The 26,077-nt window shown below is 69.1% G+C and carries 18 protein-coding genes and 3 pseudogenes; 7 read left to right on the top strand and 14 right to left on the bottom strand.

Annotated features, from left to right (window positions below):
- Nucleotides 1-87 precede the first annotated feature (87 nt).
- Together ABZ911_RS35455 and ABZ911_RS35450 are read left to right on the top strand one after the other, a co-directional pair.
- A pseudogene (locus ABZ911_RS35455) lies at nucleotides 88-714 on the top strand (IS5/IS1182 family transposase); the annotation flags it as partial.
- 329 nt (nucleotides 715-1,043) lie between these two features.
- Nucleotides 1,044-1,178: a hypothetical protein gene (locus tag ABZ911_RS35450; RefSeq protein WP_358066297.1), complete on the top strand. Its 135-nt coding sequence runs from the start codon at nucleotides 1,044-1,046 to the stop codon at nucleotides 1,176-1,178.
- 287 nt (nucleotides 1,179-1,465) lie between these two features.
- On the opposite strand, the gene bla is transcribed toward ABZ911_RS35450, so the two are convergent.
- The gene (gene bla / locus ABZ911_RS35445) at nucleotides 1,466-2,407 is read right to left on the bottom strand and encodes a class A beta-lactamase (protein ID WP_358066294.1); all 942 of its coding nucleotides are present in this window, start codon (nucleotides 2,405-2,407) and stop codon (nucleotides 1,466-1,468) included.
- A gap of 349 nt (nucleotides 2,408-2,756) precedes the next feature.
- Here bla and ABZ911_RS35440 point away from each other — a divergent pair, with 349 nt between their 5' ends.
- Together ABZ911_RS35440 and ABZ911_RS35435 are read left to right on the top strand one after the other, a co-directional pair.
- Nucleotides 2,757-3,368, top strand: coding sequence for a hypothetical protein (locus ABZ911_RS35440; RefSeq protein ID WP_358066291.1), 612 nt, complete (start codon nucleotides 2,757-2,759; stop codon nucleotides 3,366-3,368).
- 355 nt (nucleotides 3,369-3,723) lie between these two features.
- Nucleotides 3,724-4,575 (top strand): alpha/beta fold hydrolase, encoded by an 852-nt coding sequence (locus tag ABZ911_RS35435; protein ID WP_358066288.1) that lies wholly within the window; start codon nucleotides 3,724-3,726, stop codon nucleotides 4,573-4,575.
- A gap of 51 nt (nucleotides 4,576-4,626) precedes the next feature.
- On the opposite strand, the gene ABZ911_RS35430 is transcribed toward ABZ911_RS35435, so the two are convergent.
- The 3 genes and pseudogenes from ABZ911_RS35430 to ABZ911_RS35420 all read right to left on the bottom strand — a co-directional run.
- Nucleotides 4,627-5,175 (bottom strand): asparagine synthase-related protein, encoded by a 549-nt coding sequence (locus tag ABZ911_RS35430; protein ID WP_358066285.1) that lies wholly within the window; start codon nucleotides 5,173-5,175, stop codon nucleotides 4,627-4,629.
- A 113-nt stretch (nucleotides 5,176-5,288) separates the two neighbouring features.
- On the bottom strand, nucleotides 5,289-5,756 hold the full coding sequence (locus tag ABZ911_RS35425) for a hypothetical protein (protein ID WP_358066282.1): 468 nt from the start codon (nucleotides 5,754-5,756) through the stop codon (nucleotides 5,289-5,291).
- 182 nt (nucleotides 5,757-5,938) lie between these two features.
- Nucleotides 5,939-6,142, bottom strand: a pseudogene (locus tag ABZ911_RS35420) (transposase family protein); the annotation flags it as partial.
- Between ABZ911_RS35420 and ABZ911_RS35415 the strand changes: the two are divergent.
- Nucleotides 6,143-6,442, top strand: a complete 300-nt coding sequence (locus ABZ911_RS35415) for a hypothetical protein (protein ID WP_358066279.1) — start codon at nucleotides 6,143-6,145, stop codon at nucleotides 6,440-6,442.
- Nucleotides 6,443-6,462: 20 nt separating this feature from the next.
- Here ABZ911_RS35415 and ABZ911_RS35410 read toward each other — a convergent pair whose 3' ends face one another.
- From ABZ911_RS35410 to ABZ911_RS35390, 5 genes are read right to left on the bottom strand one after another with little or no spacing between them, the layout of a single operon-like run.
- Nucleotides 6,463-9,672: a hypothetical protein gene (locus ABZ911_RS35410; protein WP_358066276.1), complete on the bottom strand. Its 3,210-nt coding sequence runs from the start codon at nucleotides 9,670-9,672 to the stop codon at nucleotides 6,463-6,465.
- Between the two features lie 12 nt (nucleotides 9,673-9,684).
- Nucleotides 9,685-12,849, bottom strand: coding sequence for a glycosyl hydrolase (locus tag ABZ911_RS35405; protein WP_358066273.1), 3,165 nt, complete (start codon nucleotides 12,847-12,849; stop codon nucleotides 9,685-9,687).
- 23 nt (nucleotides 12,850-12,872) lie between these two features.
- Nucleotides 12,873-13,751, bottom strand: coding sequence for a carbohydrate ABC transporter permease (locus ABZ911_RS35400; RefSeq protein WP_358066270.1), 879 nt, complete (start codon nucleotides 13,749-13,751; stop codon nucleotides 12,873-12,875).
- Nucleotides 13,748-14,656, bottom strand: coding sequence for a sugar ABC transporter permease (locus tag ABZ911_RS35395; RefSeq protein WP_358066267.1), 909 nt, complete (start codon nucleotides 14,654-14,656; stop codon nucleotides 13,748-13,750). The genes ABZ911_RS35400 and ABZ911_RS35395 overlap by 4 nt, the downstream gene beginning before the upstream one ends.
- Complete coding sequence (locus tag ABZ911_RS35390) at nucleotides 14,643-16,025, bottom strand: extracellular solute-binding protein (RefSeq protein ID WP_358066264.1); 1,383 nt, start codon at nucleotides 16,023-16,025, stop codon at nucleotides 14,643-14,645. The genes ABZ911_RS35395 and ABZ911_RS35390 overlap by 14 nt, the downstream gene beginning before the upstream one ends.
- A 240-nt stretch (nucleotides 16,026-16,265) precedes the next feature.
- Here ABZ911_RS35390 and ABZ911_RS35385 point away from each other — a divergent pair, with 240 nt between their 5' ends.
- On the top strand, nucleotides 16,266-17,309 hold the full coding sequence (locus tag ABZ911_RS35385) for a LacI family DNA-binding transcriptional regulator (protein ID WP_358066261.1): 1,044 nt from the start codon (nucleotides 16,266-16,268) through the stop codon (nucleotides 17,307-17,309).
- Here the strand turns inward: ABZ911_RS35385 and ABZ911_RS35380 are convergent.
- From ABZ911_RS35380 to ABZ911_RS35370, 3 genes are read right to left on the bottom strand one after another with little or no spacing between them, the layout of a single operon-like run.
- Nucleotides 17,290-18,072, bottom strand: coding sequence for a glycoside hydrolase family 38 C-terminal domain-containing protein (locus ABZ911_RS35380; RefSeq protein ID WP_358066425.1), 783 nt, complete (start codon nucleotides 18,070-18,072; stop codon nucleotides 17,290-17,292). The genes ABZ911_RS35385 and ABZ911_RS35380 overlap by 20 nt on opposite strands.
- Entirely contained in the window at nucleotides 18,050-20,011 is a 1,962-nt protein-coding gene (locus ABZ911_RS35375) for a hypothetical protein (RefSeq protein WP_358066258.1), read from the bottom strand. The genes ABZ911_RS35380 and ABZ911_RS35375 overlap by 23 nt, the downstream gene beginning before the upstream one ends.
- A 12-nt stretch (nucleotides 20,012-20,023) precedes the next feature.
- Nucleotides 20,024-22,273 carry an FAD-dependent oxidoreductase gene (locus ABZ911_RS35370; protein ID WP_358066255.1) on the bottom strand — a complete coding sequence of 750 codons (2,250 nt, stop codon included), beginning with the start codon at nucleotides 22,271-22,273 and terminating at the stop codon, nucleotides 20,024-20,026.
- Nucleotides 22,274-22,416: 143 nt separating this feature from the next.
- On the opposite strand from ABZ911_RS35370, the gene ABZ911_RS35365 reads away from it, so the two are divergent.
- Nucleotides 22,417-23,679: an ROK family transcriptional regulator gene (locus ABZ911_RS35365; RefSeq protein WP_358066252.1), complete on the top strand. Its 1,263-nt coding sequence runs from the start codon at nucleotides 22,417-22,419 to the stop codon at nucleotides 23,677-23,679.
- A 7-nt stretch (nucleotides 23,680-23,686) separates the two neighbouring features.
- On the opposite strand, the gene ABZ911_RS35360 is transcribed toward ABZ911_RS35365, so the two are convergent.
- Nucleotides 23,687-25,555, bottom strand: a complete 1,869-nt coding sequence (locus ABZ911_RS35360) for a glycoside hydrolase family 97 catalytic domain-containing protein (RefSeq protein ID WP_358066249.1) — start codon at nucleotides 25,553-25,555, stop codon at nucleotides 23,687-23,689.
- Between the two features lie 50 nt (nucleotides 25,556-25,605).
- Nucleotides 25,606-26,077: pseudogene (locus ABZ911_RS35355) on the bottom strand (hypothetical protein); the annotation flags it as partial.

Raw genomic sequence — 26,077 nt, 5'->3', positions numbered from 1 at the left:
GGTCTCGCCTCGGATGATGCCGGGCCAGACTCGTTATGTGCAGGGTGAGTGGGCTGGGGAACTGGTCGGGCCGGATGTTATGACACCGCGTTCGATCCGTCGTTGCTGACCTACTTTCGCCGTCGTCTGGCCCGCTCGACAGACCCGAACCGGATCTTCACCCGGGTTAAGCAGGTGGTCGCGGCCACTGGGGCGCTCAAGGGCCGGCAGCGTCGTGCGCTGGATTCCACTGTGCTTGATGATGCGGTGGCCACCCAGGACACCATCACCCAATTGGTCGCCGCGCTCCGTCGGGTGATTCGTGAGGTCCCCGGTGCCGACCAGGTCGCCGCCGCCCGCTGCACCGCCCACGACTACGCCGAGCCGGGAAAGCCGCGTATCGCCTGGAACGATGAGCAGGCGCGGCAGGTGTTGGTGGACGCGCTGGTCACCGACGCAATCGCTCTGCTGGCCCACCTACCCGAGCAGCCGCTGGGTGACAAGGCGGCCGGCGCGGTCGCGCTGCTGGCTCTGGTCGCCTACCAAGATGTTGAACCCGCCGAGGACTCCGACGGCACCGACGGCCGGTGGCGCATCGCCCGGCGCACCGTCCATGACCGGATCGTCTCCACCGTCGATCCCCAGGCGCGGCACGTGCACAAGAACCGCACTCAGCGCCAAGACGGCTACAAGGCTCACCTGGCCGTCGAGCCCGAGAGCGGGATCTACACCGACGTCGCACTACGGCCTGGGACGCCCGGAAAGGTGGTGTTGATGAGCGCTCAACCCGTTCATCGGCACGCGTCGAAGCAGCCGCGGATACCGCGAACCATTGGCGGAATCTCCGACGCCTTGCATGGCGGCCGCCGTGCCCAGTTCTTCGCCGAACTGCTGCAAGCCCAGCAGGGACCGGAGCTGGACGGTGTCTTGACCGCATGGTGGGGCCGGGCGATGCTCGACAGCGATCCCGATCGAGACCGCGTTCACGCGGCCGCCGAAGCGGGCACCCTGCCGACAGCCACCATGGAGGAGATCGTCCGCCGACGGCAGGAGCACGACGCTTCGTGAGCGCGGACGACGACCTGTGGCCGGTCGTCCCTTCCGAGATCGTGGCTGACACGCTCGCCGATCCGGCCGTGTCCGCCGAAGTGTTCTCCACGGTGGCCGCGCTGACAGTGGCGATCTGCGAGAATCCGTGACTGCCGGGAAGCGATCAGGTCGGCGCCGACCCAGACTGGAGAGAGATCCTCATCCCCGCGGGATCAGCAGAGGCGACCATCCAGTGCTCCTGACGCGGATCGTCCTCTTCCAACGCCCCAAACTTCTCTACGCCCAGGATGGCCGGCCGGTGCCTTGTGGCGGCTGCTGTATGACTCCGCAGCCGGGGTGGGCGGCCGGGATCATGGATTGCTGCCGTGAGGGCGCGGGTTTTCAGGCGCGAGCGCCCACCCACGTCCGCAGTGGCCCGCGGCGGTGAGACGTACGATCAAAGCTTGCCGAGCCCGCGGGCCAGGATGGTGGCGGTAGTGGCGATGGTCTTGTTGTCGGTGGCGAGGCCCGGGGTGCGGTTGGTGTAGACGGCCATGATGATGGGAGCGGCGCCCGTCTCAGGCCAGATGACGGCGATGTCGTTCCCGCCGCCGAATCCGTCGGAGTTGGTGCCGGTTCTGTCGCCAATCGTCCAGGTCTTGGGCAGGCCCGCCCGGATGCGCTCGTCGCCGACCTTGTTCGCCAGCAGCCAGGCGATGAACTGCTCCCGGTCCTTGGCGTGCAGCGCGTTCCCTGTCGTGAGCACGCGCAGGTCGCGACCGATGGCCGCGGGCGTGGTGGTGTCGCGCTTCTCCTTGGGGGTCCAGTCGTTGAGTTCGGGGTGCCAGCGGTCCATGCGCGAGATCGGGTCCTTCAGCGTACGGAAGTACTTCGTCAGGCCGGCGGGCCCGCCGATCTCCTTGAGCAGCAGGTTGGACGCGGTGCCGTCACTCATGGTGATGGCTGCCTCGCACAACTGGGCGACGGTCAGGCCATCCTCCACGTGCTTCTCGGTGACCGGCGAGTTGGGCTTCATGTCGGCGGCCGTCCACTTGACGACCTTACTCATCATGCCGGGCTCGGAGATGCGCGCCTTGTGCAGCACGGCCGCGCACAGAGGCGCCTTGAACGTGGACAAGAGGGGGAAGCGCTCGCCCGCCCGATACGTCACCGTCTTGCCGGTGGCAGTGTCGATGGCGTACGCGCCGATGCGGCCCTTGAAGGACGCCTCCAGCTTGCGCAGGTCCTTCCTGACCTGGGCCTCTCCCGAAACCGGCGCCGCCACCACTGTCGTGGCCGAGGCTGTGCCCGCGCCGAGGGCGCCACCGGACAGGAGGGAGACCGCCAAGGCGGTCGCGGGCAACGCTGCCGCGAGCCGGCGGGTGCGGACGTATCGCATGTCAAGATCCTTGCTTGTCGTCTGTCAGAGTCCAGGAGCAAAGCAGATGTGATCATGCGTTGTCTAATCAGGGCGATTTCAAAGTCGGGCCGTGATCTTGACTCTATGTAGCGATCAGGTGGAGGGCTCGCCTGGGATCTCGGCTGATGGACTGCACGGTCCGGGTGATCTCGCTGACGCCGGTACGGCGGAGCAAGCTCAACACCCCCCATACTCCGAGTTCATAGGCAGGTCGCACTGCTGATAGTCAACTGATCCCAGGACCGCACTGATCTGCGAACGCCGTGTTGGGGGTGCCGCCTGGGCCGCACCCCGAACACGGGTGACCCGAGCAACTGGAGACGACGAAATGACCGATATCCGAACCGCATCGCCAGAACATGATCAGTATGAACTGCTGGCGGCGCACGGGTTCAATGAAGCCTTCTTCGGGCTCTGGGTGGAACGGGACGACCTCGACGAACTCGCGGGATTGCTGCGCCTGGATCCGCGATCCAGGCGTGACGTGCGCTTGATCCAGGAAGCGGTCACGATGACGGACTGGTCCGTCCCGCTCGATGAGAAAGACACTCTCTGGATCGGACCCCACAGTCCTGGCTGGTCTGTTGTGATCAGCACCAGCGGCCCGGAAACGGGAGGGTGGTGGCTCAGCTCCGGAAATATGCTCATGGTCGATTGGCACCGAGAGATCGATGGCCTCTCCGACCTCGCCTATTACCGAGATGGAAACCTGGTCGCAGAACTTCCGGCGTTGCCGTCGGGCGAACTGCTGCCCGGGCAGCTGTTCGAACCCTATGCCCAGGAACTTCCCCGGGACGGGGATCCAAATATGGGCGAAGAACGGCTGGCGCACGCCTTTCTGACCATCGTGGGACGGATAACAGGCCGCTTCCTCGACGAGGACTGGTTCCGCACCCCCGGTCGTGCCTATGGATTTCCTCTGGTCGACACGCGCGGATAGTCAGCAGTCCACTCGATTGGTTGGCCATACCGACCGACTCGAAGCGCTCCAAGTTTGCTGCGGAGTATGGTCAACAAGGCTGGTTCAAGCCGGGGGCCAGTGGCATAGCTACAGCTGGTGCAAGTACTACTGGACGTCCGTCTACGACGCCAGCCCCAATCCTTCGACGAAGGTGGGCTTCCCCCTTCGGGGTGGACTCTCCTGAGGGTGGTTCACGTCCGGGTGCGAGTCTGCCGAGGAGTGCAAGCGGGGTGACGGCGGGCGATGGCGGGCATGGCGTCGCCGTTGGAGCAGTGTGGCGAGCCACAGCTGCGGGGCCGGACGGAAACTACGCGAGCCAGGCAGAATGAGCCACATGCATTCTCCGACCTTCGTTCTCATCCCTGGCTCCAACAGCAACTCCTTCGGCTGGGCGCCGTTGCAGCGCGAACTCGCACTGCTCGGTCACCGTTCGCTCGCGGTCGACCTGCCGGGCCACGGCTTCGACGCCGCGCTGCCTGCGGCTTACCAGGCACCCCAGGACCCGGCCGGGCTCGCCACGGCGCCGTCCGCGTCGGCCGGAGTGACCCTGCGCGACTCCGTCGAGCATGTCGCCGGCATCGTGCAGCGCGCTCGTGAGCATGGACCCGTGATTGTCGTCGGGCACAGCCGGGGCGGCATGACGCTCACCGCGCTCGCCAACGCGACACCGGACCTGCTCGCGCGCATCGTCTACATCTCGGCGTGGTGCTGTGTCGACGCGACCCCGGCCGAGTACATGGCAAGTCCTGAGTACGCCGCCAGCGCGCTCAACGACCTGCCGAACATCCTGGCTGCCGACCCCGCCGCACTCGGTGCCCTGCGGATGAACTGGCGAACCGCGGATCCCGACACCCTCGCCGCCCTGAAACGGTCGATGCTTGCCGAAGGCACCGACGCGGAGTTCCTCGCCTTCCTCAACCTGCTCGAGCCGGACGAGGCACTCGACGCGGGTACGCCCGACGACCGCGCCAATGCCGCATCGTGGGGACGGGTTCCGCACACCTACATCCGGCTCACCGAGGACACCTCGATTCCGCTCGCGTTGCAGGACCGCTTCATCAAAGAAGCCGATGCCCTGACACCGGGGAACCCATTCGACGTGCGGTCGCTGTCGAGCGGCCACGTCGGCTTCCTGGTTCGTCCCGGCGAGGCCGCGGCGCTGCTGGCGGATCTCGCGGACAGTTGATTCCCGGCTGCTCCTTCGGAACCTATTCGAAGTACCCGGTCGAGCGATGTATCAGGCTGACAGGATTCCAAGCCGCCGCCCGCCTCCCACTCGCGACACATCAGCCGCGCGGTCGCGCTGAACCCGTGGATCAGGCCGGTCCGGCGATCCATCACCACCAGACCGCCGTGCTCCTGTTCCTCGTAGGGACCTGGGCCGCCCCGACACCAGGCCGCGCAGCGCGGACGACAGCAGCGGCTTGGGCACACCTGCGTCCACCTGGTCGAACACGGGGGCGGCCAGGCAGGCGCGCACCACCTCGTTGTCGAGATAGGGAGCGTGTACGGCCACGCCGTACCGCTGCGCCAGTTCGCGCATGAAGCACTGCGTGTCGGCCGAGGCGCGCAGCTCGGCCAGCGTCGCCAGGTCGAAGGCGCCGATAGTGCCGCCGGCGCCCTGATAACCCCGGTCGGCGAAGACCTGAACACGGACGCCGGTCAGCGGTCCGGGGTCGAGGCGTCGCCATCGGGAGCGACGTTCGGCGCGGTGGGCGCGGATCAGGGCGGCCAAGCGGTTCAGGGTGCGGGCAGACAGCGGAATCGCGGCACGATGAGACAGCACGAGGCTCCCGATTGGGGCATCGGATCGTGGCGACCGCTGTCTGACCGAGGGCCTCGCCTCACCTCAACCCGGCTCCTTGCGCCGCCAGGTTGGAAAGAGCTCAGGCATGCTCACTAGCAGGTGAACTTACCGTCGAACGAGTAATTGTAGTATTTCCGCTTTGTGATTTCGGTTACTCCGCTGAACGGGCGGTTGCACTCGACGACGATGTCTCTGGCCTCGGCGAGAAGATCGTCTCCGGAGACGTCGTCCTCCCATACCTGGATTGTTACTTTAGCACCCACCGGCAACTTGAGGGAGTGTGCTGACGGGATTTCGACTTGCCCGCCCTCGTCGGATTCGTTGACGTCGATCGTGCCGCTGGTCGGGGCATAGCGTTGAGTTGATCCATCGCGCATGACGCTGATGAAGACTTCGTCGCCGTTGCTCCAGGTTCCCTCCTCATCCACATCATGGACATATAGGGCAACCCCGAGTCCGGCTTCGGCTGAGGCATTCGCAGGGGTCGCGGTGGCAAGAACCAGCGACCCGAGAAGGCCTGCCAGAGCCAGAAGAGAACCGGATTTAGAACGCACGAGCATGCTTTCCCCTTTTCTCGTCCGATCGGTCACACCAAGATTTCCCCAGCCTCCTTGGAGGGGACTTGCGGATGGCTTGGAGGTAGCCCGGTTTGATGGAAAAGGTCTCTGCGGAATTCCCGGTTCCCGGATTGTTAGGACCTGTTAGCGAAGACCTCGAATGCTAAAGCTCCCCTGAACGTTTTTCATCTCGATTCGCCGAGCTGGAGGACGAGGATGGCCTTGACGAGTTGCCCTGTCAGGAGAGGGCAGCAGCGGAGTTTGCGCAGGATGCGCCAGGTCTTCAACTGCGCATTGGCGCGTTCGCCGGGGCTGCGGAGCTTGGCGTGGGCGGAGTTGGCGGTCTTCTGTGAGGCCGGCTTGTCGCGGCCTTTGTACGGCACGCGCACGTGCTCACCGGCGCCGGCGCGTGCGAGGCCGACCTGCGGACGCTGCTGGACACCCGCCTCCGCTGGGTCGAACGGCTCACCGGACTGCCCGACTGGCCCGTTCCCGCCGCCAGGATCGCCCTGCGCGCTGGCGATGCCGAGTTGGCCTGGCAGTTGGCCAGATGGGCCGACGAGTACGCCGAACGCAACCCCGACATCGCACGGGGCATGGCCGCTCGGAAGCGGCCGATGCCAGGGCAGGTGAGAGCAATGGAGCGGCGACCGTGGCGAACAGCCGGAGGGCGGCGCGGCGGGACATGATGGGATTCAGGTTGGCTCCGCTACTCAGCCAGGACGAGTGGCAGGTACTGGCCGACGTCCTTGGTCTTTCCGATGCCGGAAGCCCACTCGATGTAGCCCGTACGGCCGTGCCCGTCGTTGTCGTTGACCAGGAAGGAGAAGTCGACGAGCTTGTCCGTGGCGGATAGGCCGATCAGCTCCTTGGGCAGGGTGACCGCGTAGGTCGTCGTCTTCGCCGCCTCATCTCGGGTGATCACCGCCGTGGCGTCCGTGATCCTTCCGCTTCGACCGGCGTAGCCGTAGACCGTGGCCGTGCCATCGGTCAGCCGGGCGGCGCCGAACTCGAATCGTTCTTTCGTGGCGAAGGCGAACTGGATCGAGTCCTTGGTCCAGAGGCTCGCCGCATCGGCGGTCGAGGTGTGCGCGTCGTCGGTGACCACCGCGTGGATCGTGATGGTGTCGCCCGTGTGGCTCGCCCACATCCGGCCGGAGAGGTCGGCCGCGCCGGAGATGCCGTCACCGGCCACGTTGACGATCGTTCCCGACGTGGCCAGATCCGCGACGGGCGGGTTCGCGGTTCCGTCAGGCAGCACGAGAGCGAGGGCGGTGTTCCCGTTCACCGTACGGGTGATGCCGTCGCTGAATCTGACCTCGGCGCTCATCGGCAGCCGCGTCCACCCGGGCAGGCCGGTCACATCAAGCGGCAGCGTCGCGGACCGGCCCGGCGCGATGTCCAGGCGTTTCCTGAGAGTGACCGCACGTTCTCCTGTTCGTGCGGCGACGCGTGTCGCGGTGAGCGTCGTCGACGCGCTCGCGTTACCGATGACGACCTGAGCACCTGGGGCACCTGCCGTGAAGGTGGGTCGCACCTCGACGGACGCACGATTGTCCACCACCGGCACGTCGCCGGTGAGACGCGCGACCACCTCGCCCTTGACCAGCACGTTGATGGTGTACGGCGAGCTCCCCGTCGTGTCTGGCGCCGGGATGCTCAGCGTCGCCGTGCTCAGCTTCCGCGACACTGACGGCACGAGCACCCGGTGGGCGCCGTCGGGGGTGGCGAACGTGACGGTCACGGGCTCGGCGTTGCGCTGCAGGCGGCAGTCGACCTTGACCGTGACATCGATGGACTCTCCTGCGGCGGCCACCGGAGGGTAGTCGGCACGATGGACGAGGGCGGCAGGCCCGCACGGCTTTCCCGGGGCCGCTGGAGGGTCCTCCCCGCCGGTGGGTACGCCGGGGCTGGTGACCTTCGAGACGGCACCGGAGAGGTAGACCGGGTGCTCAGTGAGCGCGAGCTGCATGGAGCCGTCCGTGGTGATCGACACGCCCCAGCGATCGGTCACGGTCACGGCGCCGGTGGCGGTCACGTTCACCGCCTGCGGGCTCGTCGCCCAGAGAACCCGGGTCGTCGCGCCGGAGGAGTTCGTGAAGAGCGCGGAGTACGCGCCGGAGGCGAGGGTCTCCAGCCTGGTCGGCCGGTATCCGGCGAGCCGGCGGGTGAGCACGGCGTAGGTCACGTAGGCCGGTTTGGGCGCCGCGACGGACTGGCCGCTGTTGATGTCGCGGAGCAGGCCGTACCGGCATTCCTTGTCGTCGGCGTTTCCGCAGTCGTCGAGGAAGTCGTACCAGTACTCACGGGTGACGCCCGTCTGGATGTTGAGCGCCAGGTCCCGGACGAGGTAGTCGGCCTGCTGCTCTTCGCTCACCCCGGCGTTCGCGGTGTTCCAGCCGGTCTCGCTGAGCCACAGCGGCTTGTCCTGCCCGTTGTTGTACTGCCGGATCAGCGCGCGCAGCGAGGCCAGTTGGGGCGCGGTGACGCCTTCCGGCGCCGCGTTGCGCGCGTAGGTGTGGACGCTGACGGCGTCGATGTAGTCGAGGCCGCCTAGCTCGAACAGCCGCTTCAGCCACGCGAGGTCGACACCGGCGAGCACAGGACCGGCGACCACGGCGCCGGGCACCGCGGCGTGGATCGCCTCGGAGGTGGGCTTGAGCAACTGCAGGTAGCAGTCGGCCGTCGTGCCGCAGGCGCCGTCGTTGAAGCCGGTGCCGTTGTACTCGTTGTAGACCTCGTAGTCGGCGGCCGCGCCGAACTGCTGGGCGACGAAGCGGGCGTACGCGGCGAAGGCCGCGATGCCCTCCGGAGTGCTGGGAGTCTTGCCCCCGTCATAGAACGTGTTCCGGTAGTTGAGGATGACCAGCGGCCGCATGCCCATCGACACGATCTTGTCGAACCTCTCGCGGATGAGCGTGGGGATCGCGTAGACCCCCTTGGCCTTCTCCACGGAGCTCCACGAGACGTCGAAGCGCACGTAGGAGACGCCGAGCTCGTCCATGGTCGGCAGCTGGTCCAGGTTGAGCGCCGCGGCGTGCCAGGCGATGCCGAAGGGGCTGCCGGCGTTCTGCGCGTTGTCGTTCTGCGGCGGGAGGACGGCGAACGACGTCCTTCGAGTGATCGGGGCGGAACCCGCGGTCGTCAGTTCGAGCCCGTAGTAGCCGTTGCCGAGGTCGGGGAGGGCCAGGGCGCCTACTCCCCCGCTGATCGCCGTGATGCCGCTGCGTACGGCTTGCCCGGCCACATCGGTCACCTTCCAGTCGACGCTGGGCCGGTTGCTCGTCATGGTGATCGAAGCGGGGCCGGTGGTGAAGACGAGGTCCGGGTTGGTGATGCTGAGCTGGGCGGGGACGACCGGCGGGACCGTCGTGTACTGCTCGAAGCCGGGGTTGGCGGCCAGGTTGACCGACGAGCCTGGCGCGGTGATCGTCAGGTCGTCCAGCCAGAGGGCGCCGGCGTCCTGGAGCAGCAGGCGCAGGGCGATACTGCTCTGCGTGGCCGTCGTGGTGTAGCTCCAGGTGAACCGTGTCCAGTCATAGCTGCCGGCCGGGAACGTCTGCCGCACGCTCCAGTCCGGGCTCAGCACGAACTGGGCGGCCGAGCCGGAGGGCAGGCCGCCCGCCTTCACCCAGGCGCTGAACTGGTAGGTGGTCGACGGTGCGACGGTGACGGCCTGCACGATGCCGCCGTAGACGTTCGAGGCCTTCGGCGTGGCGTTGACCACCTTCACCGCGGCCGCGCCGCCGTGCGGGGTCTGCGTGTCGGCCGTGACCGTGATGTCGGTGCCTCCGGTCGCGTACTGCGTCCACGACGTGAAGGTGTGCGAATCGGCCGTGTCGGCGGAAGCCGTGGCCGTGGGTCCGCCCCAGGCCAGCACCGCGGCGGCCAGGGCGGCGAGTAAACGTGTCGTCGTCATGGTCGTCACCCTTCAGAGCCCGCTGGTGAGCCGTACGGGGAAGTGCCGGCCGGTGTCCTTGCTGTGGCCGATGCCGGACGACCACTCCAGGTAGCCCTTCCGGCCTGGGCCGTCGTCGTCGTTCACCAGCAGAGAGAGGGCGAACATCTCGGCGGGCGGCCCGTTGAGTCCCAGGCTCTGCCAGGGCAGGACGACGTCGTAGGCGGTGGTCGTGCCCGTCCTGGTCACCGTGAGCCGTTCCGTGGGGGTCGGGCCGGTGATCGCGATGCCGAAGGCGGCGAATGTGTAGGCGGCAGGCCCGCCGGGCGTCAGCGCCAGGCCGATCTCGGTCCGCTCCGTCGAGGCGCCGGGCAGCGCGGGTGAGAGGGAGAGCTGGACGGAGTCGCCGTTGTACAGGTTGCCCGCCGGGTTCTTCTGGGTGAACACGTCGTCCTGGACCGTGGCCTGGACCCTCAGTCCCGTCGCGGTCTCGGTGATCTTCACAGGACCGCCGAGGTCGGCGGCTCCGCCCCAGTCGGCGGTGTAGCGGAACCACTTCGCGTCGGTGGACAGGTCGATCGGCGCGACCGTGGTGGCGGTGTCGGGCTCGATGGGGCCGGCGCCCACGGACTGCCGGAGTGACAGGTCGGCACGGTCCGCCAGGCCGACCGACACGTCGAGGTAGCCCTGCTCCCACACGCGCAACGACGGGAGCGGGATCGTGTGCTCGACCTGCTTGCCCGGCTGCAGCGTGGTGCTGTCGGCGATCGTGCCCGACTGCTGGCCGAGGGTCCAGGCGATGCCGTCGAGCGTCACCGCGGTCTTGCGCGAGGTGTTCGACAGGAAGACGACCGCCTCGGCCCGGTAGCCGCCGTCGCGCACGAGCTTGGCCTGGGTGGTGGCGACGACCGGCGTGGTGATCCGGATCGTCGGCGTGGCCAGGCGCGCCACCTTCTCCTTCCCTGCCGAGGCCCAGCCGGTCAGCCAGCTGGCCTTGCCTCCCGCGGTGGTGGGGATGTCGAACATCGCCTCACCGGTGCCGCAGCCCCGGACCCTGACGTCGCGGCGCTGGCCCTCCAGCGCGATCGTCACCTTGGCGGGGAGCGCGCGGCAGTTCTTGCCGGTGCGGTCGACGACCGCGCGGACCTCGATGCTCTCGCCGTCGGCGACGGTCGCCGAGGTCTGCAGGGCGATCGCGGGAGCGGGGTTGACGGTGAGGGTGTCGACGTCGCCGCGGACGTAGATCGGGTGCTCGGTCAGCGTCACCTCGACGGCGCCCGCGTGCGGGGACAGGGTGGTCCGCACGCCGTACTGGTCGGTGAGGGTGAGCGGCCGGTCGGTGCGGAGGGTCACGGTCTTCGGGCCGTTCGAGGCCCACATGACTCGGTTGATGTCGTTCACGGCGGATTTGAAGGCGAAGGAGTAGGTCGTCGCGTCCAGTGTGTCGCGCTTGGTGAGCTTGCGTCCGGCGAGTTCGGCCGCCATCACCGCCTGCGCGACCGCGGCGGGCTTGGGCTCGGCGGCGTAGCGGGCCGTGGCGCGCCGTACCTCGAACACGCCGAAGTTGTGCTCCTGGTTGTTGGGGTCGGTTCCGTCGTCGCGGGCGTCGTACCAGTAGAGGCGGTCGGCGCCGCCCGCCAGGGAGAGCACCGCCGAGCGCACCAGGTAGTCGGCCTGCATGGCGTCGCTCGTGCCGCCGGCGATGTGGGTCGGCCAGCCGTACTCGGTGAGCCAGAGCGGGAGCGAGCGGCCCGCCGCATCGTCGATGGTCTGGCTCAGCGCCGCCATCTGGGTGTCCATCCCCTCCGGCGGGCTGGGGTGGCGGTACGGGTGGACGGACACGGCGTCCAGTACGGCGGCGCCGCCCAGTTCGAGCACCTGGCGTACATAGTCGGCCGAGGCGCCGGAGATCGCCGGGCCCACCAGCTGGGCCTGCGGGCTCTGCGCGTCGACCTTGTCAGCGGCCGCCTGGAGGAGCTGGGCGTAGCAGGCGGGGGTGCGGCCGCACAGGCCGTCGTTGAAGTTGATGTTGAACTCGTTGTAGACCTCGGTCGCCTGGGTGTAGCCCTTGAACTGCTGGTTGACGGCGGCCGTGAAGCGGCCGTAGGCGGCCAGGCCCTCCGGCGAGCTCGGCGTGCGGTTGTCGTCGTAGAGCGGGTTACGGTAGCTCGAGATCGGCAGCGGCTCGATGCCGGCGGCGTTCAGCGCGGCGAACCCGTCGGTATACCGGGCGGGGAAGGTGTAGACGCCCGGCTGCTTCTCGACGACCGACCAGGCCACGTCGTTGCGCGAACGGGTGTAGCCGATGCGGGCGATGCCGTCGATCAGCTCACGCTCGTACCCGTGGAGACCGACCCCGAACGGCGAGTCGGCCGCGGCCGCGGGCATCGGCGGCACGATGCCGAAGCTCGCGCTCAGCGTGTCCGAGACGAAGGTGTAGTACCCGTTGGGCAACGAGGCGAGGTTCACCACGCTGCGCCCGTCGGTGAAGGCGGCCGTCCCGCTCGCCACCTGCGTCCCCCGCACATCCCGTACGGCCCAGCCCGCGGGGGCGGGATTCCGGGCGTCGGTGAACAGGTCGAGGGCGGCCGTGCCGGGATCGAAGAGCAGGGAGTCGTTCATGACCCCGAAGTAGGTGGAGTGCTGCTCGAACCCGGAGTTGACCAGCAGGTTCCGCTCGCTCCCCTCCTCGGTCATGGTCAGGTCGTCGAGGCGCACGCCGGGCGTCACGTCCTGCGACACGATGCGGAGCGAGAAGCTGGTCTGCGTGGCGAGGGTCGTGTAGCTCCACGAGACCTGGCGCCAGTCGTAGACGCCGGTCGGGAAGTTGTAGCGCCGGCTCGTGTCAGGGCTGAGCACGGCCTGCAGGGCGGCGGCACGCGACAGACCCTCGGACGCGACCCAGGCGGTGAACCGGTAGGGCGTGGCCGGCTTGACGGGCACCGTCTGGGCGAGCTGCCCGAAGGTGTTCGGGCTGCTCGGCGTCTGGTTCACGATCCGCACCGCCGACCCGGTGTGCCCTTGGGTGGTGGCGGTGAAGGCGACCTCGGCCGAGCCGTTCCTGCTGATGCTCCACGCGTCGAAGGTGTTCGAGTACGGGAGCCTGGTGTCCGCCGAGGCGGCGGTGGCGGAGCAGCTCCACATCAGCGCCACGGAGATCAGAGCCGCGAGCACGCGGCGGGTTAACGGTGAGATCATCGCCCTTCTCACTTTCGTCGGGGTCATCCCTTGACGGCGCCGGCCTGACCGGCGCTGCGCAGGAACTGCTTCTGGAACAGGAGGAAGAAGGCCAGCGGGAGGATCACCGCGATGAACATGGCGGCGGTGAGCGTGCTGGTCTCCGCGGTCGCCGAGATCTTGTAGAGCACGACGGACAGCGGCTGCAGATCCGGTGAGGGCAACACGAGGAGCGGCCAGAGGAACTCCTTCCAGGCCGACACCAGCGTGAGCAGTGACACGACGGCGATGATCGGCCGCGACATCGGCAGCACGATGCGCCAGAACACGTCGAAGGAGTTGGCTCCGTCGACCTTCGCCGCCTCGAAGACCTCCTTCGGCAACTCGGCGAAGAAGTTCTTCACCAGCAGGACGTTGAACGCGTGCGCCGCCGCGGGCAGCCATACCGCCCAGTAGCTGTTGATGAGGTTGACCCCGAGGACCGGCACGTCGATCACCGTCAGGTACAACGAGACGAGCGAGACGACACCGGGGATGAACAGGGTCGCCATCACCGCGCCCGAGACCGCCTTGGCGTACCTGGGCCGGAGGATGGCCAGGGAGTAGCCGCCGGTCAGGGCGACGAAGAGGCCGAGGAACCAGGTACCGGCCGCGATGTAGAGCGTGTTGGCCAGGGCGCGCCCGATGTCCATGCCGGTCCAGGCCTCGGCGAGGTTCTCCCACTGGATCCCGCCCGGCCACCAGCCGAACGGGTCGCGCAGGATGTCCTGCGAGGTCGACACCGCCGACTTGGCCAGCCAGACGATCGGTCCCGCGGCGGCGATCGCGAGGCAGGCGAGCACGGCGGCGATCAGGGTCGTGAACACCACCCGGGTCACCGGCCGGCGGCGCTCGCTGGTGGAGAGGATGCCGCGCTCTTTCATGAGCGTTTCCACTTCCTCGTCGCTCGCAGGTACACCGCGGACAGGGCGGTGAGGAAGACGGCGAGCATCAGGCTCAGGGCCGTCGCCTTGCCGAAGTCGCCGACGACGAACGCGTACTTGAAGATCAGCATGAGCAGGGTGATCGTGCTGTTGTCCGGCCCGCCGCCCGTCATCACGTAGGGCTCGGTGAAGACCTGGAAGGTGCCGATCACCTGGAGGATCAGCATCAGCAGGATGACCGAACGCAACTGCGGCAGGGTGATGTGCCAGACCCGCCGCAGGACACCCGAACCGTCGAGCTCAGCCGCCTCGTAGAGCTCGGACGGAACCGACATGAGCGCGGCGACGTAGATGATCGTCGTCGTGCCGAACCCCGCCCAGGTCGCCTGCACGACGATGCTCGGCATCGCCGTCTCCGCGCTCTGCAACCAGGGGAAGGGCCCCAGACCGAGCCAGCCGGCCGCGGTGTTGAGCAGGCCGTGCGCGCTCGGATCGAACAACTGCTTCCACAGCAGTACGGCGACGACCGGGGGGATGATGATCGGGATGTAGACGAGCACGCTCGCGACGGTCCTGGTCCGGCGGAGCTCTCCGATGAACACGGCGAGCAGCACCGGCACGGGAAAACCGATGACCAGGGCCAGGACCGTGAACCACACCGTGTTCCAGGCCGCCGTGGCGAGCAGCGGGTCGGCGAGCACCCGCGCGAAGTTGCGCAGGCCGACCCAGACGGGATCGGCGACCAGGTTCGTGCGCTGGAAGCTGAGGACCAGGCTCCGCAGGATCGGCCACCAGGCGAAGACGCCGAACACGATCAGCATCGGGGCGGTGAACAGCAACTTCCCCGCGCCGCCGTGGCGCACCCATCGGGTCACCGCGCCCATGGAGGTGTCACTGCGCGGCATCGATCAGCGCCTGCGCATCCGTCTGGAGTTGGGTGAGCGCCGCGTCGATGTCGGCGTCCTGCTTCGTGAGCACCTGCTGGGTCACGGCGTCGAGGAGCGCGTAGGTCTCCTGCGCGGCCACGGGAGGCTCGCCGAGGATCGGGAGGGTGCCGAGGCTGGCGAAGTAGGCCGTGTAGTTGGCCCGCTCGACGTTGACGTAGTCGGCGATCCACTTCAGGTAGCGGTCGTAGATCTCCGCCGAGAACAGCGGCACCTCGGGGGCGCCGACGGGCAGGCCGCCGGTCTTGGAGGTCTCGGCCCACTCCACCACGGCCTCCTGGTTGAGGAAGCGCCCCAGGTAGCGGAACTTCACCCACTCCAGTGCCGCTGCGGCTTCGCTCGCGCTGGCCTTCGGGCTCGCGACGGCGATGTCGCCGCCGCCCAGGGTCCCGATGCCGGTGGAGGACTGCGGCAGCGGCGCGATCCCCAGGTCGGCGCCGGGCATGTCGCGGTTGCCGACGAGGTCGCGGTAGAGGTCGGCGCCGAGCACGGTCTGCCCGATCCGTCCGGCGGCGATCGCGTTGCGCATGTCGTCCTGGTTCATCAGGAAGTTCTCGCCTGCGGCCTGGTCTGCCCAGCGCACGTCGCGCAGGAACGTCAGTGCCTCCTTCACTCCGCTGGAGTTCACGCTCGCCTTGACGGCGTCGCCCTCGCGCTTCTGGATCGTGCTGCCGTGGCCGTACGCCATGGTGGCGAGGATCCAGCCGCCGGAGTTGGTCGTCGTCGCTATCGTGAAGCCGGCCGCGTCGGACGCCTTGCTGATCGCCTTCGCGTTGTCCCGCACCTCCTGCCAGGTCTTCGGCGGGGCGTCGGGGTCGAGGCCTGCCTTCTTGTACAGCGACCTGTTGTAGATGAAGGCCATCGTGTAGGCGGCCGTCACGACGCCGAAGGTGCGGCCTTCCGCGTTCCGCGTCTGCTTGGCGACGTCGGGGTTCACCCGCGAGAGCACCTCGTCGCCCTTGACCAGGTCGGTGATGTCGCGCACCTGACCGTTGACGGCCAGCTGCTGGATGTTGGTGTACGGCACTTGCATCGTGGTCGGCATCGAGCCGCCGGCGACGAGGGCGGCGAACGTCTGCGGGTCGAACTTGGTCTCCTCGCCGATGACGGTGACGTTCGGGTGGAGCTTCTGGAAGGCCGCGATCTGCTTGTTGAACAGGGCGAGGTTGTCGGGGTTGTCCTTCGTCGGCATGTTGCCGACGTGGATCGTCACCTTGGCGTTCTGGTCGGCCTTGGTGGCCGGCTGACCCGGCGAACACGCGCCCACGGTGAGAGCCACGATGCCCGCCATCGCGGTGCGGGCGAGCCGCCGATTCTTGTGATGTAACATGACGAACCCCTCTTTGCTTGCATGGTGGCGCGAACGGCGGTCACGCTCGGGCGGATGTCATGACCGCGGTGCTTACGCGGGCAGCAGTGGCGTGCCGGCGAGTTTCATGACGGTGGTCAACCGTTTGACCAACGTCATCGTGTTCTTCGGCCTGCTACTTTGTCAAGCGTCCGGAGAAACGATGAGTTAACCCGTTATCGACGGTTTCGGGCACCAGGTGTGCGAGGTGGAGAGGACGTCATGGCGCGTAAGGCCGTTACTCTCGCGGATGTCGCCGCGGCCGCCGGGGTCTCGGTGTCGCTGGTGTCGAAAGTGCTCAACAACACCGGACGCGCCTCGGAGGAGACCCGTCAGCGCATCCTCGACGCCGCCGAGCGGCTTGACTTCCGGCCCAACGCGCTGGCCAAGTCCTTCGCCCAGGGGCGGAGCGAGCTGGTCGGCATCATCATCGAGGACGCCTCCGAGATCTTCAGCAGCATGGTGCTGCGCGGCGCGGAGCGCAGGCTGGCCTTAGGCGGCCTGGCCACGCTCGTCTGCGACGCCGCGGAGAGCGACCAGCGGCGCTCGCAGTTCGTGCGCGCCCTCGACGCCCGCCATGTCGACGCCGTGCTGGTCATCGGCTCAGGGCCGTCGGGGCCCTATCCCTCCATCTCGGACAGGTTGTCCTGCCCGGTCGCCTACGCCTTCTGCGAGTCCGACAATCCTGCGGACGCGTCGTTCCTCCCCGACGACTACGGCGCCGGCCGGCTCGCCGCCGAGCACCTGCTGTCCCTCGGGCGGACGAAGATCGCGCACATCGCCGAGGGCAGCGAGCGGGGCGCGGAGCTGCGGACGCGTGGCTTCGTGGAGACCCTCGCCGCGGCGGGGCAGCCGGTGGAGCCGCTCTACGGCGACTGGTCCAAGGCTTGGGGCCTCCAGGCGGTCAACCAGCTGATCGAGGCGGGGACGGAGTTCGACGCGATCTTCTGCGCGAACGACTTCATCGCCTACGGCGCCTACGTCGGCCTCCGCGCCCACGGGATCCGAGTCCCGGAGGAAGTGGCGCTCGTCGGTCACGACCACTTCTCCATGGACCCTCCGCAGCGCCGGACGGGGTTCCTGACGACCATCGACCCCAACCTGCCCGCGCTCGGCGACGCGGCGGCGCAGTACCTGATCTCGCCGGGGACGGCCGGCGACGAGCGGGCGATCGCGCCGAAGCTCTTCGTCGGCCGCACGACGGTGGGCGATCCGGCCGGCGTCGACCTGACCACCCTCCTCGAGTTCATCGACCAGCTGCTCTGACCCGCGGGAAGCGCAGGGTGACCAACTGGAACGGGCGCAGCGTCACCGACAGCGCCCCGTCCTGGAACGCGGCGCCCGCGGGCGGCTCGACGTCGCGTTCGAGCAGGTCCGCGAACCGCGGTTCGCCGCTGTCGAACCCCGCCTGGACGCGCGTGGGCGCCTTGGCCCCCTCCGACTCGTACAGGCGCACGATCACGTCGCCGCCGCGGTCCTCGGCGAGCTTGACCGCCTCCACGACCACGGCCGGGTGCGAGACCCGCACGAGCGGCTCAACCTCCCGAGCCCCGCGTACGGCACGCGCAGGCAGGTTCGCGCGATACCCCTCGGCCACGGCCTCGCGGATGCCCGCGGCCGGCCTGATCGAGTGGGCGATCGTGTGCGCGCCCTGGTCGGCGTCGGGATCAGGGAACTTCGGCCCGCGCACCATGGACAGGCCGATCGTCGTGGTCGTGCCGCCGTCCGGGCGGGTGTGCCGCACCACGTCGTGCCCGTAGGTGGACTCGTTGGCGATGGCCACGCCGTACCCGGGCTCCCCGACGTGGATCCAGCGGTGCGCGCACACCTCGAAGCGGGCGGCGTCCCAGGAGGTGTTGGTGTGCGTCGGCCGGAACACGTGGCCGTACTGCGTCTCCGAGGCGAACCTGTCGGCGTGCACGTCGAGCGGGAAGACCAGCTTGAGCAGGGAGTCGCGCTCGTGCCAGTCGATCTCGCTGACGAGGTCGAGCGCGGCGGCGCCGCGGCTAAGGCGTACCGTCTGCCTGATCGTCGAGCCGCCGAAGCGCCGGGTGACGACGACCGCCGCCTCGGCGGCGCCGACGATGGTAGACGGGCCCCGCCTCCTGGGTGCGCTCCTGGATGCCGAGCGCCGTGACGCGCGCCAGCGCCGGTTGCAGCGCGGCGTTGTTCTGCTCGACCTCGTCGTGCACCCAGGCGATCGAGGTGCCGGGGAGCACGTCGTGGAACTGCTGGAGGAGTACGGTGTGCCAGATCTCCTCCAGTTCGTCGTAGGGGTAGGCGGCCCCCTCGCGCACCGCCGCGGTCGCCGCCCACAGCTCGGCCTCGCGCAGCAGGTGCTCGTTGCGGCGGTTGCCCTGCTTGGTCAGGTGCTGGGTGGTGAAGGAGCCGCGGTGCAGTTCGAGGTAGAGCTCGCCCGACCACACCGGCGGGTTCTCGTACTCCTGCTCCGCCCGCTCGTAGAAGGCCTGCGGCGAGTCGATCGTGACCGTCGGCGAGCCCTCCAGCGACCGCAGCCGCTTGGCCGCGGCGAGCATCTCCCGGGTCGGCCCGCCGCCGCCGTCGCCCCAACCGAAAGGCACGAGCGAGGTCGTGGCCAGGCCCTTCTCCTTGAAGCTGCGCGCCGCGTGCGCCAACTCGGCGCCGGAGAGCTCGGAGATGTAGGTGTCGGCGGGCGGGAAGTGCGTGAAGATCCGCGTGCCGTCGATGCCCTCCCAGAGGAAGGTGCTGTGCGGAATCTCGTTCACCTGGTTCCACGAGATCTTCTGCGTCATGAACCAGCGGGTGCCCGACGCCGCGATGATCTGCGGCAGCGCCGCCGAGTAGCCGAAGGTGTCGGGCACCCAGGCTTCGAGGGTGTCGACGCCGAACTCCTCCAGGAAGAAGCGCTTGCCGTACAGGAATTGGCGGGCCATGGACTCGCCGCCCGGCATGTTGATGTCGGGCTCGACCCACATCCCGCCCACCGGGATGAACTGCCCGGTCGCCACCTTCTTCCTGATGCGCTCGAACAGCGGCGGATAGTGCTGTTTCATCCAGGCCAGCTGTTGCGCGGACGAGCAGGCGAAGCGGTATTCGGGATGTTCGTCCATGAGCGTGACGGCGCTGGCGAAGGTGCGCGCGCACTTGCGGATCGTCTCGCGCACCGGCCAGAGCCAGGCCGAATCGATGTGCGCGTGCCCGACGGCGACGATGCGGTGGCTGCCGGCCGACGAGGGGGCGGCGAGCACCCCCGCGAGGACGTCCCGCCCGAGCCGCGCGGTGCCCGGGATGTCGGCGGGGTCGACGGCGTCGAGCATGCGCTCCAACGCGCGCAGGATCTCCCAGCGTCGCGAGGAGTCGAGGCTCAGCTCGCGCATCAGCCCGTCGAGCGCCCAGACGTCCTGGGCGAGCTCCCACACCCCGACGTCCAGCAGCGCCAGGTCGAACGCCTTCAACCTGTAGATCGGGTCTGGACCCGCGGTCGCCCGGTCGCCGAGCGGGGTCGGCTCGTAGGTGTAGTCGCCCGCGACGTCCGGGTTGGCCGCCGCCTCGACGTAGAGGTCGACGACCGGCTCGGCCGGGTTCCACGGTAGGTAGGGGCTGCGCGGCGCGACCGCCTTGATGAGGGTGCCGTCGGCGCGGTAGCCCAGGCCCTCCGCCTGGAAACCGGGGCGCGGGCCGTAGAAGCCAAGGTCGACGACGATCTCCAGGCGGGTCCCTGCCGGAAGCCCGCCGCCCTCGGTCCACTCCCCCGGCACCTGCCCGGTCGCGTGGAACCAGGTCGTGGCCCAGGGTGCGCCCCAGTCGTGCGGAAGCGCGACGGGGGCGTAGCCGGCCGCGAACGCCTCGGGTGCGGGTACGGGCTCGCCGGGCACGTTCCAGGCCTCGACGGCGAGGGGCCGCCGCTCCCGGTAGAGCGCGGCGGGCAGGAAGTGCCGGACGAAACGGGCCAGCCGTCCTTCGACGACCAGGCGGTTGTCATGCACTGTGTTTCTCCATCAAGCGTGGTTGGTGAAGACCCGCACCGCGACGATCATGGCTCGCTCGTCGCCGTTGGTCGCCGTGACCACGACCCGCAGCGCGCCCGCCCGCGCGCCGGCGTCGAGCACATGGACGCGCCGCCGTACCCGGTTGCCCTCGACGGTCACGACCGTCTCCCAGCCGCCCGCCGTCTCCACCTCGATCCGGTAGTCCTTCACGAGCTCGGGCATCACCAGGTACGGCGTGCGGTGGTGGTGCAGGTTGACCAGGTCCTCGTCGACGTCGTCGTTGAAGACCAGCTCGACGCGGCCGATGGTCCGCTCCTCCGGCCAGCGGAGTTCGACATGCTCCTCCCCGCCCTCGCCGAGCGGCTCGGAGGCCCAGAGGTTGGGGCCGTCGAACGGCCGCGCGAACCCGCCGGCGACCTGGCCCGGCCGGTACGCGCTGGTGGCCGGCCGGACCTCGAACTCCGGCGTGCGCCTGCGCAGCTCGAAGGCCGACCACGCGTTGCTCTGCGGCGTGCCCACCCCGAGCGCCGGGACCCTGCTGATCAACCCCAGCACCCCGTACGGCGGGCGGTCCCCGCCCACCACGACGGCGAGATCGTCGTTGCGGCGGACGACCACGACCACGTTGCCCTGTTCCATGGCCACGTCGTCGAAGCGTGCCTCCAGCCAGGCGCGCCCCGCCTGCGCGACGTGCGCCTCCCGGCTCGCCAGCAGCCGGACGGGGATGTGGTTCAGCCCGCCGCCCGTGCTCCACAACTCCACCGTCACGGTCGTCGCGCGCCTGGCCTCGACGCCGATGCGCACGACGTCGATGCGGGGATCTGCCGGGAGCAGCAGGCCGAAGTCGGCCTCGCCGATCGGGAACGGCTCCGGCTCACTACCCGCTTCACCGGCCAGCCGGGTCAGCGTGGACGACGCCGTGACGGAGGCCTTCAGCGCCAGGTCGCTCGGGTCCTGCCAGGACACGCCCAGGAGCGAGGCGTCCTGCCGTACGAGCATGGACTGCAACTCGTCGAGGTGCGTGGTCGAGATCTGGCGCGGCGTGACGCCCCTGCGGACGGCGAGCGCGGCGGCCGTCCCCGCCGCCTCGCCCACCACCGCGCAGGTCGCCATGACCCGGGTGCTGCCGAAGGCGACGTGGCTGGCCGAGATGTCGCGGCCCGCCATGAGCATGTTGCGCACGTTCACCGAGTACAACGAGCGGAACGGGATGTCGTAGAGACCGGGGCCGAACAGGTGCTTCGAGGGGCTGTCGGCGGCGTAGATGCCGCCGGGCGGGTGCAGGTCGATGGACCAGCCGCCGAAGCCGATCGCGTCGGGGAAGCGGGTCTGGCCGGTGATGTCCTGCTGCGTGAGCACGTGGTCGCCGATGAAGCGGCGGTACTCGCGCTTGCCGGGGACCGTGCCCACCCACTCCAGCGTGAGGTTGTCGGCGTCGAAGCGGCCGGAGTTCTTGATGTAGTCCCAGATGCCGAAGGCGACGCCCCAGAGCTCGTCGCGGATGCGCTCGTTGTCGGCGACCGCGTCGAGCTCGCCGCCCCATTCGATCCACCAGTAGTCGCAGCCGTTCATGCCGGGGTCGATGTGGCGGCGGAGCGGCAGGTCGAACGCCTCGATGTCCTTGGTGATGCCGGGCGGGACGAACCGGACCGGCCGGCCCGCGTCCTTGGTGTAGAAGAGGATCGTGCTGCCGAGCATGTTGTCGTCGGCGACCTCCGGCGCCCACTCCTCGCCGTAGACGCTCCTGTCCTCCCTGCCGGTCGCGAACCTGGCGCCGGCGAGCAGGCCGACCAGCCCGTCACCCGTGCAGTCGAGGAAGATCGGCGACTCGAACCTGATCAGCCGCTCGGAGCCGGACTGCCAGCCGGTGACCGACCGGATGACGCGGTCGCCCTCGTCGCCGTCCGCCTCGACCTCACGCACCTCGGTGTTGAGGAAGAGCGTGATGTTCGGCTCCGCCCGTACGAGGTCGAGCACGACGTGATCCCAGAGGACGGGGTTGCCCTCGGGGTTGCGCCACTGGTTCTCGGCGAACAGCTCGCCCATGAGGCCGCTCTCGCGGGCGAACTTCTGCGCGCCGTGTGCCGTGGCGCCCACCACCCACACCCGGATCTCGCTGCTGGAGTTGCCGCCGAGCACGCCCCTGTTGTTGATCAGGGCGACTGTCGCGCCGTTGCGCGCGGCGCTCACGGCTGCGGTGACCCCGGCCAGACCGCCGCCGACCACGGTGACCTCGGCGGGGTGGGTAAGTTCGATCATGAAGGCCGACTTTCTGGTCGAAGGGCCCTTAGGATATTTCCGACGTCCTGAATAAATCAATGCACGGTCGGCTAGGGTAGGCGGAGGGCGGAACGACGGGTGAGGGGGCACGGAGACCAGTGGCAGCCGAGCGGGAGTCCTCCGTGATCGGGAAGACCGGCAAGCGGGAAGCCGGTCCTCCGGCCCGATCCACCGGCCTTCGGCGCGGCTCCAACCTCGAACACGTCGCCGACTTCAACGGCTCCGTCGTCCTCGACGCGATCCGGCGCTCGCGCACGGGGAGCTCGCGCGCGGAGCTGACGGTCGAGACGGGGCTCGCCGCGCAGACCGTCTCCGACGTGTGCCAGCGTCTGCTCGACCAGGGGCTCATCGCGGAGACCGGGACGACGTCGACCGGCTTCGGACGGCCCCGCCGTACGTTGGAGCTCGTGCCGGCGAGCCGTTATGCGCTCGGCATCCACATCGACCCGGCCACGATCACCTATGTGCTGCTCGATCTCGGCGGCAATCTGGTGGCGCACTTCAGCAGGCAGACCTCGAGTCCCCAGGACGCCGACGTCATCATGGCCGGGATAGCGTCGGCGCTCGACGTGCTGCTCGCGGGATCGGGGATCGAGCGGGACCGGATACTCGGGCTCGGCATCGCGGCGCCGGGTCCCATCGACATCGCGGGCGGGGTCATGGTCGATCCGCCGCACCTGCCGGGCTGGCATCAGGTCGAGCTGGTCGACCGGCTGCACCAGGCGACCGGGCTGCCGGTCGTGCTCGACAAGGACGTCACCGCCGCGGTCGTGGCCGAGCGGTGGGCGGGGGCCGCGATCGGCAACAGCGACTTCGCGTTCCTGTATCTGGGCACCGGTGTCGGGGTGGGGCTTGTCAGTGGCGACATCGTGGTGCGCGGCCGGTCCGGCAACGCCGGCGACATCGGGCACCTGATCGTCGACGCGGACGGGCCGCCGTGCGTCTGCGGGCAACGGGGGTGCCTGGGGGCGGCGTGCTCGCCGCTCTTTCTCATCCATGAGGCGGTGGCGTCGGGCGTGCTGCCCGCCTCACCCGACGACGGGCAGGTCGTGCAGGCGCTCAGGCGGGTGGGGGCGTTGTGCCGGGCGGCCGACGACGGTGACGAGCGGGCGGTGGCGATCTTGCAGCGGTCCGCGCGGCGGCTCGCGCGGGCGATAGCGACCATCGGCCATATCCTCGACACCGAGCTCGTCGTGTGCGGGGGGCCCGCCTGGGCTCCCGCGGCGCACCACTATCTTCCGCTGCTCAAGCCGATGGTCGCGGAGCAGTTCGTGATGCGTGAGATCCACGACCTCAACGTGGTCGGCACCGCGCTCGGCGCCGACGTGGCGGCGATCGGCGCGGCCTGCCTGATACTCGACGAACGGTTCGCGGCCAGGCCGTAGCAGCCTGCTACCCGGGCAGCAGGTGGGCGACGAAACCGCCGCCCGTCGACATCGCCGGAACGCGGAACACCTCGCCGGCGGCGGTGTCCGACACCACGACCTCGTCGCGATCCGCGCCGTCCGCGACCACGCGCCACGTGCCGCGGAGCGGCCCCAGGCGACCGAGACCGAGCTCGGCCTCGGTCCGCGGCGCAAGACCGTTGATCCCCGCGAGCCACCACGTCCCACCCGCACGACGGGCCAGCACGATGTGGTCACCCGGCTCACCGGCCAGCCCGACCGTCTCGTCCCACGCCGCCGGTACGGCACGCAACACCTCACGCACTCCCTTCGGCTGCCGCCGATAGGACTCCGGCGAGTCCGCGAAGTGCACCAGCCCCGACTCGTACACCACCGCCAGCGCCAGCTCGTGCGCCGCCGTGGTCAACCGCGGCCGCAGCGCGTCGCCGAAAGTCACCGGCGTGTAGTCCATCGGCCCGATCACGTTGCGCGTGAACGGCAGAACGGTGTTGTGCCACACCGCCTCCTCCGCGAACGACGGCCCGAACAGGTACCACTCGGCCCCCCGCACCGCCTCCAGCGTCATCAGGTGCGGCCACGTCCGCTCCCACCCCCGGGGGATCGTGCTTCCGTGGAAGTTGACCATCACCCCCGCCTCCGCCGCGTCTTCGAGAATGCCGAGGTAGTGCGCGATCCCGTCCTGCTTGTCCGAGTGGAAGAAGTCGACCTTGATCCCGGCGATCCCCCAGCCCGCGATCTTCGCCAGCTCCGCCCTGCGCGCCTCCGGCAGGTGCATGAGGTCGCGCGGCCCCTCCGTCGAGGGGTTGTTCAGCCCGGCCGAGTTGTACCAGAGGAACAGCCGCACGTCGCGCTCGGCCGCGTAGCCGACCAGCTCGCGGATCTCCTCCTCCGCGTGCACCGTCCAGTTCGCGTCGACCAACGAGTACTCCCACCCCATCTCGGCGGCGAAGTCGACGAAACGCCGCAGCGCGCCCAGATCGCGGGGGCTGGCGTTCTCCGACCACCAGCTCCAGGAGACGCGCCCCGGCCTGATCCACGAGGTGTCGGCGATCCGTGCGGGTTCGGCCAGGTGCCGCACCACCGTCGACTCGACCAGCTCGGCCGCGAGGTCCGCGATGGCGACGAACCGCCACGGCAGCGTCCACGGCAACACCGAGGTGGCCAGGACGTCGCCATGGCCCAGTCCCTCGTCGGGGTCGGGCCCGAGCATGCCGTACTCGCGCCCGACCGGCGAGGGGTCGAGCCGCGTGCCGTGGTAGGTCGCGTCGAGACCGGCCTCCGAGACGAGCAGCCACTGCCCGTTCACCTCGAAGGTCGCGGGCAGGTCGTAGGAGCGTGCCGCCGTCGGGGTGCCGATGGGCACGCCGTTCGTGTAGAGGTTCTCGTGCGCGGGTCCACCCCCGTCTGAAGGCGAGGTCGGCTGCATCCACGCGCGCCCTTCCGCGGCGAAGGCGAAGGTCGTCAGCTCCCTGGTGACCGTCGCGCCACCGTGTCCGCCAGACGAGCAAGGAAAGCGGTAGCGGAACGCGACGGCCCCGTCGAAGACGCGGAACTCGATGTCGAGCGGCGCCCCGTTGCGCCCTCGCACGGAGAGTGTCGCGGCGGTGGAACGCTCGTGGAGCGCGCTGCGCTTGCCGTGCACGGCGGTGTAGCTCTCGTCGCGTGCCTCGGGCATCGGCTCGGCGACCAGCACGAGCCCGTTGTGGAAGGACGCGTCCTGCCGCTCGACCCCGAGCCTGGAGCGCTCAAGCAGCATGACACCGCGCCGCCGCACGTCATACCAGAGCCGGCCTCGCTCATCGAGTGACACATCGAGCACTACCGCACCGCCGGGCGAGTTCAAGGTCCACTGCACGCCTATGTCTCCCTGCCTCATTACTCCGACGACCGGAATAAATGGTGCCATTAAAGATGGGAACCGTGCAAGCGCGGTGCCGGCCCAATCCATCGAGGGCCCGGACCAGCACCGGTCACCCTCAGTTCGTGGCCCTGGCGTACGCCGCGATGCCGAACTGCTCGCCGTCCGCGGCCGACTAGCAGGCCGGCACGTGGGGCGACGATGGTAGTGCCGAGCACGCGTCCGCCGCCCAAGCCGCGCAGGAGCGGCCAGAGATCGGCGATGATCTTGATGAAGCCGTGCGTGGCACCCTCGATGATCGCCCGGACCAGCTCGGCCATCGGCTCCAGCCCGGCGGGGCGCAGCCGCCGGCTGGCCGCGGCCCACAGCCCGATCGCGCCGTCCACGTGCACCCACGCTCCTGGAGCGTGCTCGCGGGCCAGCGCACACACCTCGGCGATCGGGTCCACCGCACCGGTGTTGATGTTGCCCGCCTGCAGACAGACGATGGCCGGACGGCCGGTCTTTCCGAGCTCGTCC

This window comes from Nonomuraea sp. NPDC046570 (assembly GCF_040645915.1).
Taxonomy (GTDB): domain Bacteria; phylum Actinomycetota; class Actinomycetes; order Streptosporangiales; family Streptosporangiaceae; genus Nonomuraea.
The sequence above is the reverse complement of the archived record's forward strand: the minus strand, read 5'-3'. Positions and strand labels throughout refer to the sequence as shown.